General features: G+C 41.1%; 7 protein-coding genes. 6 read left to right on the top strand and 1 reads right to left on the bottom strand.

The window, feature by feature from the left end; genetic code table 11:
• On the bottom strand, positions 1–2,099 hold a 2,099-nt coding region (locus O3629_RS08685), incomplete at its 3' end, for a Spy0128 family protein (protein ID WP_371609041.1).
• A gap of 417 nt (positions 2,100–2,516) precedes the next feature.
• Between O3629_RS08685 and O3629_RS08680 the strand changes: the two genes are divergently transcribed.
• From O3629_RS08680 to O3629_RS08655, 6 genes are all read left to right on the top strand, one after another.
• Positions 2,517–2,963 carry a dUTP diphosphatase gene (locus O3629_RS08680; protein WP_048716720.1) on the top strand — a complete coding sequence of 149 codons (447 nt, stop codon included), beginning with the start codon at positions 2,517–2,519 and terminating at the stop codon, positions 2,961–2,963.
• 9 nt (positions 2,964–2,972) lie between these two features.
• Positions 2,973–3,428 carry an isochorismatase family protein gene (locus tag O3629_RS08675; protein ID WP_201089695.1) on the top strand — a complete coding sequence of 152 codons (456 nt, stop codon included), beginning with the start codon at positions 2,973–2,975 and terminating at the stop codon, positions 3,426–3,428.
• An 18-nt stretch (positions 3,429–3,446) separates the two neighbouring features.
• Entirely contained in the window at positions 3,447–3,986 is a 540-nt protein-coding gene (locus O3629_RS08670) for a histidine phosphatase family protein (RefSeq protein ID WP_201089697.1), read from the top strand.
• A 16-nt stretch (positions 3,987–4,002) separates the two neighbouring features.
• On the top strand, positions 4,003–4,494 hold the full coding sequence (locus tag O3629_RS08665; protein ID WP_201089699.1) for a hypothetical protein: 492 nt from the start codon (positions 4,003–4,005) through the stop codon (positions 4,492–4,494).
• Positions 4,495–4,535: 41 nt separating this feature from the next.
• Positions 4,536–5,897 (top strand): DNA repair protein RadA, encoded by a 1,362-nt coding sequence (gene radA, locus O3629_RS08660; RefSeq protein ID WP_345770907.1) that lies wholly within the window; start codon positions 4,536–4,538, stop codon positions 5,895–5,897.
• A gap of 288 nt (positions 5,898–6,185) precedes the next feature.
• Entirely contained in the window at positions 6,186–6,680 is a 495-nt protein-coding gene (locus tag O3629_RS08655) for a carbonic anhydrase (RefSeq protein WP_003008959.1), read from the top strand.
• Positions 6,681–6,777 lie beyond the last annotated feature (97 nt).

Below are 6,777 nucleotides of genomic sequence, written 5' to 3'. Positions count from 1 at the left end.
TCAAAAAGCCCGAATACAGCACCTGCAAGAGCGTTTCCGTCTGCGTTAGCTTTGTGCAATTGAATGTTGTAAAGCTTCAATTCAGGTTTGTCAACAGTCGGAGGAGTTGGTGGAATGGAAGTTGTTACCAATTTGTTAGTGAATGACTTCTTATCACCATATGCCACAGAAGCTTTGAGTGTATTACTTGCATCATCTTTTGTGACAGTTACGGTCGCATCAATACTTCCTTCATCGTAGGTCATTCCTTTTGTTTTGCTTTCAGGAATGACTTCTTTGATCGTGTAGTGGAAAGTTTTTCCTGCGTCCTCTGATGAATATGAAATGTCATCAAAGGTTACCGTACCATCTGCAGCATTTTGTTTTGTTTGAAGAACTTTTCCGGTTTCATCCAACAATTGGAAATTGAATTCGCCATTCTTCAATTCAGCACCTTCTAAAATCTTGCTGGCTGAAATTTTAGCTTTTGCTGGTTGAGGAGCCGTATAAGTATTTGAGAAGGTTTTATTTTCTGGATACACTACATCTGCTTTTAGGTTGTCGCCATCTTTTTTCACCTTAACAATTACTTGTTTATCAGTCTTGTCATAGGTAATACCTGGGGTATTTCCAGTTGCTTCTTTAACAGTGTAGGTGTGTTCACCTTCTTCGGTGTACTCAATTGGTGCAAATGTTACTTTTCCGTTTTTGTTTGTAACAGTTTGAAGCTTGTTAGCACCCTCGTACAATTCAAAGCTAAATTCTCCATCTGTTAGATCACGTCCTGTCAGAGTTTTATCTAGTTCGATGGTAGCTTGAGTTGCTTTAGGTTTTGCTTTTGGATTGACGATTGTCTTCGTCACTGCATTATCAGTTTCGCTAAAGTCTTCAGCATTAACTGGGGTATCAGCGGTAGTAATGGTATAACCTTCAGGTGCTTGTAACTCAGTTAAGATGTATTTATCTTTTAAAAGACCATTGACTGTGATATTCCCATCTTTATCGGTCACATATTCACCGATTAATTGGTTGTTGGCTTGACGTACCACTTTGAATTTAGCTCCAGCAAGTGGTTGATTTGCGTCGCCCACTTTATGGATATGAATGGTAAAGACATAACCTTTTCCGGAACCACCAGGAAGTTGGATCTTTGATGTGTTCGGTATTGCATTAACAATTACATCCTTCCCTTTGAGGGTGGCTTGGTTTACTAAGTTTTCACCATCTTGAGGTTTGTAATTCAAATGAATATCATATAAGATACGGTATTGATCAGCTTCAGTAATATCCCCAAGATTCACTACGAAAGATCGACCATCTTCACTAACGGTAATGGTATGTTGATCCGTCACATCTACTGCATCAGGTAACTGCCACCCACCATCTTTATAGACATATGTACCTTTTAAGACACGGATACTACCTTTGACGTATTCTGCATTGGTGAATTGCATATGATCTTCTACTGTGACTTCTTTAATATTTTTCTTCGTTTGATTGACAGAAATCACATAACTGATAGTTGAAGGATCATCCTTATGAACCTCACTGGTTTTTAGAAAGAGCTCAGGGCCAGATTTTCCAACACCTTGATACGGGATATTTCCTACAACGATTGTTCTATTATTAACCGTTACTTGTATTGGAATTTCCCCTGCTTCAGGGTGCTTCGTATAATCTACTTTAGCATAAAAGAAGAAATCACCTTTTGTACCAGTATGTTTTTGAGCATAATCCGTATAAGTTAATGAAATTTTCTTCTGATCTTTGTCTACAATTCCATGAGCGATTACTTCATCACCATCTTTGATATCAAAACTTTGATTAGCAATAATCAAGGGATCTGATAGGTAAAGTTCCGTTGTGTCTCCTGCCTTGACATCCTTTCCTGTCAAATCAAAATCCGCAGTGATTTTAAACTGATCCCATTGACCAATAGGACTATCAATACTACCACCTTGTTCTCTAGATACTTGAATATTCTTAATCGTATCCACGAATTTACCGCTAACGGTTATTTCAGGTGTCTCGGCTGACGTTTTGGTCAGGCTGAGAGTGAAGAGAACCGTTAATAAAGCAAGGACAAATGAGAAAATTTTGATATTCCTTTTCTTTTTCATTTTATCTTCCCTTTTCATAAAAAAATAGTGTCTAATCATCAATGACTGATTACTCTTAAAGATCTGGATGTTTAAATCCAATCTGTTGGTAATAAGAATTGAATGCTGAGACACGACCTCCATAAAATAATTTTATAGGGTAAAATATTTTACTTTTAAAATTATTCCCTACACAGGGAATTATAGCAAAAATAACCCTTATCTTCAAGCTTAAAATAGCATTTTTTAGCACAAATTATATGTCATATCAGTCATGATAGCGTTCTATTTTCAGAAAAAACATGAAAACAAAATGTAACTTTCAGATTGAAGAGAATTCTTTTTAAAAATACGAATAGTAGTAGAGGGGAGACGCTAGGGAAAAGTGATGGTATAATAGAAAAGATAGAAACTATTTAGAATGAAAGAGGAATCATGATGACAAAAATTCGTGGATTTGAACTTGTATCAAGCTATACCAATCAGGACTTGTTGCCAAAACGGGAGACAGCACACGCAGCTGGCTACGACTTAAAGGTGGCAGAGCGCACGGTCATTGCACCAGGAGAAATCGTCCTCGTCCCAACTGGGGTCAAGGCCTATATGCAACCGACTGAGGTGCTCTATCTCTATGACCGTTCCTCTAACCCTCGCAAAAAAGGCCTGGTCTTGATCAACTCTGTTGGGGTTATCGATGGAGACTACTACGGCAATCCAGGAAATGAAGGCCATATCTTTGCTCAGATGAAAAACATTACGGACCAAGAAGTCATCCTTGAAGTTGGGGAACGTGTAGTTCAGGCTGTCTTTGCGCCGTTCTTAATTGCAGATGGGGATGAAGCGGATGGCGTGCGGACCGGTGGATTTGGAAGTACGGGAAAATAGAGGAATAAAATGGCAGACTATTTATTAGTTGTAGACATGCAGTCAGATTACGTTGCTGTAGGAAAAGCATATCATGAAAAACTGACTGCAGCTGTAAATGACAAAATTGCTACCTATCCTAGCGACCGAGTTATCTATATTCTCAATCGTTTTTTCTGGGAGAGAAAAGATAGGAAGAAGAAATTTGCGACCGACTTGCTGGTTGTATCTTCTCGTATTTTTGAAAAGCGTCGGGCTTCTTGCTTTACTAATCCAGATTTAAAAGATTTTTTAGAGGGAAACGGTGCTAAAAGCATAGAGTTTATAGGGGTAGATGGCAATGGCTGTGTCAAGGCTTCCGTTTTGGCAGCTGTCAAGGAGAATTATCAGGTTTCTGTCGATTTGTCTGCTGTCGGAGTTGCCAACCAGAAGAAATTCTCTAAAACACTGAAGCAGTGGCAAGATTGCGGAATCAAGATTGGATAGTTTTATGGGGATCTTAATATGAAGATTATCTTTGTTCGTCATGGGGAGCCAGATTATAGTATGCTTGATAAACTTGAAAATCCGCAACTCTATAGTGGTTTTGGTCGTGATTTAGCACCATTGACAGGAAAAGGTCGCAGTCTGGCAAAAGAAGTTGCTAAAACTGCAAGTTTTGGAAAGGCAGAGATTATTATTTCATCGTCTGTGACGAGGGCTTTAGAAACAGCACATTATATAGCAGTTGAAACAGGATTGGACTTGTTTGTGGAGCCGTTTTTTCATGAGTGGCGTCCAGACTTAGATGGCACTAACTCTGATTTAACTAGTGTATTGGTAGCTCATGAATATTATCTAAAACATCAAGGAGCTTTATCTGAAGATTCTCTTTATCGCTATGAAACTGATCTAGAGATGCGTCATCGTTTTTTAACAGCTTTGGAAAAATATAAAAATTATAAAACTATTATCATTGTAACTCACGGAATGCTCATGCGCCAGTTTGTGCCAAATGAGAAGATTGATTTTTGCCAAGTGATTGAGTGTGAGATAGAGATATAGAAAGAAGTACAATGAAATGAGCTATAAAGATTTTCAAGCTTTTACCGCCGAGAATTGTCGAGGGTATAAGAAGATTTTTGAGATTAGTATTGGAGGATTTCTTTACCTAGCATTTATCCCTGAGGCCCATCATCAAATTCTTTGCATTTCTTCAGACTACATGTCCATCATTGACAGTGAAAATGGTCAAGTTACTCCAATAGATGGTGATTACGATGAAATAGAGTTAGTAGCCATGTGTGAGGGCTCTGATTCTCCTATCCTTATCGCTGGGCAATATGGTGGAAGTCTCCCTCTGAACAATGGTGAAAACATTCGAGTGACAATGGATAAAAACCAATCTGAAGAATATCCGATTTTAACCATTTATTGGGAAGAGAATAAAGAAACTAGAACTCAAATTTATAAAGGTTATTTACCCTATATTTTTGGATTTAGTCCTGATGGGGAGTATTATGTCCATGCGGATGATGGTGGATTGATTGTTCTGAAAAGAAATAGTTACTGATGTGAAAAATTAATAAGAGATTTTAAAATGAGAGGATTAGAATCATAGCTAAGAAAAAAACGACTTTTATTTGTCAAAATTGTGCCTACAATTCACCCAAGTATCTAGGGCGCTGTCCCAACTGTGGATCTTGGTCTTCTTTTGTCGAGGAGGTCGAGGTCGCAGAGGTCAAGAATGCACGGGTATCCTTGACGGGTGAAAAGACCAAACCCATGAAATTGGCGGACGTGACCTCTATCAATGTCCATCGGACCAAAACTGAGATGGAGGAATTTAACCGCGTCCTTGGTGGTGGTGTGGTGCCGGGAAGTCTTGTCCTTATCGGTGGAGATCCAGGAATTGGGAAATCGACCCTGCTTCTTCAAGTATCGACCCAACTATCTCAAGTGGGAACAGTTCTCTATGTTAGTGGAGAGGAGTCAGCCCAGCAGATTAAGTTACGAGCTGAGCGCTTGGGGGATATCGACAGTGAGTTTTATCTTTATGCTGAGACCAATATGCAGAGCGTGCGAGCAGAAGTAGAGCGCATCCAGCCTGACTTCCTCATCATTGACTCCATTCAGACGATTATGTCTCCTGAAATTTCAGGGGTTCAGGGGTCTGTGTCTCAGGTACGCGAGGTAACAGCTGAGCTTATGCAGCTAGCTAAGACCAATAACATCGCCATCTTTATCGTAGGGCATGTGACCAAGGAAGGAACCTTGGCGGGTCCTCGGATGCTGGAACACATGGTGGATACGGTGCTCTACTTTGAGGGAGAACGCCATCATACCTTCCGGATTCTGAGAGCGGTCAAAAACCGTTTTGGCTCGACCAATGAGATCGGTATCTTCGAAATGCAATCAGGTGGCTTGGTCGAGGTTCTCAATCCTAGTCAGGTCTTTCTGGAAGAGCGCCTGGATGGCGCGACTGGCTCGTCCATCGTGGTCACCATGGAAGGGACGCGTCCAATTCTAGCTGAAGTGCAGGCCTTGGTGACGCCAACTATGTTTGGAAATGCCAAGCGGACGACAACGGGGCTTGATTTTAATCGAGCTAGTCTCATCATGGCAGTGCTAGAAAAACGAGCGGGTTTGCTCCTTCAAAATCAGGATGCCTACCTCAAGTCTGCAGGTGGTGTCAAGTTGGATGAGCCAGCTATCGACCTAGCCGTAGCCGTAGCCATTGCTTCCAGCTACAAGGACAAGCCAACCAACCCGCAAGAGTGTTTCGTTGGAGAGTTGGGCTTGACCGGAGAAGTCCGCAGAGTCAATCGGATCGAACAACGGATCAATGAAGCTGCTAAGCTCGGTTTCACCAAGATTTATGTGCCTAAAAATTCTCTGACGGGGATCACGACACCATCAGGTATCCAAGTGGTCGGTGTGAGTACACTAGCTGAAGTCTTGAAGAAAGTATTTTAATAGAAGAAAAGAGGCTGGGACAAAAGTCCTAGCCTCTCAATTGTTTTTGGATTATCGAGCAAGACGCAGTGGTTGAGTGGGCTCTACTACGCTGATTTCATCAGCTTTTACAGCCCTGCTCAACTGTGCGGAGGTGGGACGACGAAATCGAATTCTAACGAATTACCGATTTCTGTCCCACTCTCTTTTTTCAGATGTGACAGATGACGGGAGATCCTTTCTGACAGAAATAGTGAGATGTGGTAAAATAATAGATGATTTGAATTTCAAAGGAATAAAGGAGAGACCATGTCTTATTTTGATAATTTTTTAACAGCTAACCAAGCTTATGTGGCGCTACATGGAGACCTCCGTCTTCCGATTAAGCCCAAAACACAAGTCGCCATTGTGACCTGTATGGATTCCCGTCTTCACGTGGCGCCTGCACTAGGTCTGGCTCTTGGAGATGCCCATATTTTGCGGAATGCTGGAGGGCGCGTGACCGATGATATGATTCGCTCCTTGGTCATTTCGCAGCAGCAAATGGGAACCCGTGAAATTGTGGTCTTGCACCATACAGACTGTGGCGCACAGACCTTTGAAAACGAAGGTTTCCGTCAGCATCTCAAGAAAGAACTGGGTGTGGATGTAGGAGATCGCGACTTCCTTCCCTTTCAAGATATTGAGGAGAGTGTCCGTGAAGATATGGAGCTTTTAAAGGCTTCTCCTTTGATTCCAGAGGATGTCGTTATTTCGGGAGCGGTGTATGATGTGGACACCGGATTGATCTCAGAAGTGAAATAATTATATAGAAGAGTATAGGAAGAAAGAACGATCTTTGTTTTCCTGTATTCTTTTTTTGGTGTAAAAAAAGTGAACCGGATAGGAAAAAATGTGACAA

It is taken from the genome of Streptococcus sp. 27098_8_12, assembly GCF_041432115.1.
Taxonomy (GTDB): Bacteria; Bacillota; Bacilli; order Lactobacillales; family Streptococcaceae; genus Streptococcus; species Streptococcus parasanguinis_V.
Note: the sequence above shows the minus strand (reverse complement) of the source record. Positions and strands in the feature narration are given on the sequence as shown.

Excerpts from the sequence above, each read along its gene's own strand:
- O3629_RS08680 (WP_048716720.1), top strand. The coding sequence starts at position 2,517 with ATGACAAAAATTCGTGGATTTGAACTTGTATCAAGCTATACCAATCAG.
- O3629_RS08655 (WP_003008959.1), top strand. The coding sequence starts at position 6,186 with ATGTCTTATTTTGATAATTTTTTAACAGCTAACCAAGCTTATGTGGCG.
- O3629_RS08675 (WP_201089695.1), top strand. The coding sequence starts at position 2,973 with ATGGCAGACTATTTATTAGTTGTAGACATGCAGTCAGATTACGTTGCT.
- O3629_RS08665 (WP_201089699.1), top strand. The coding sequence starts at position 4,003 with ATGAGCTATAAAGATTTTCAAGCTTTTACCGCCGAGAATTGTCGAGGG.
- O3629_RS08670 (WP_201089697.1), top strand. The coding sequence starts at position 3,447 with ATGAAGATTATCTTTGTTCGTCATGGGGAGCCAGATTATAGTATGCTT.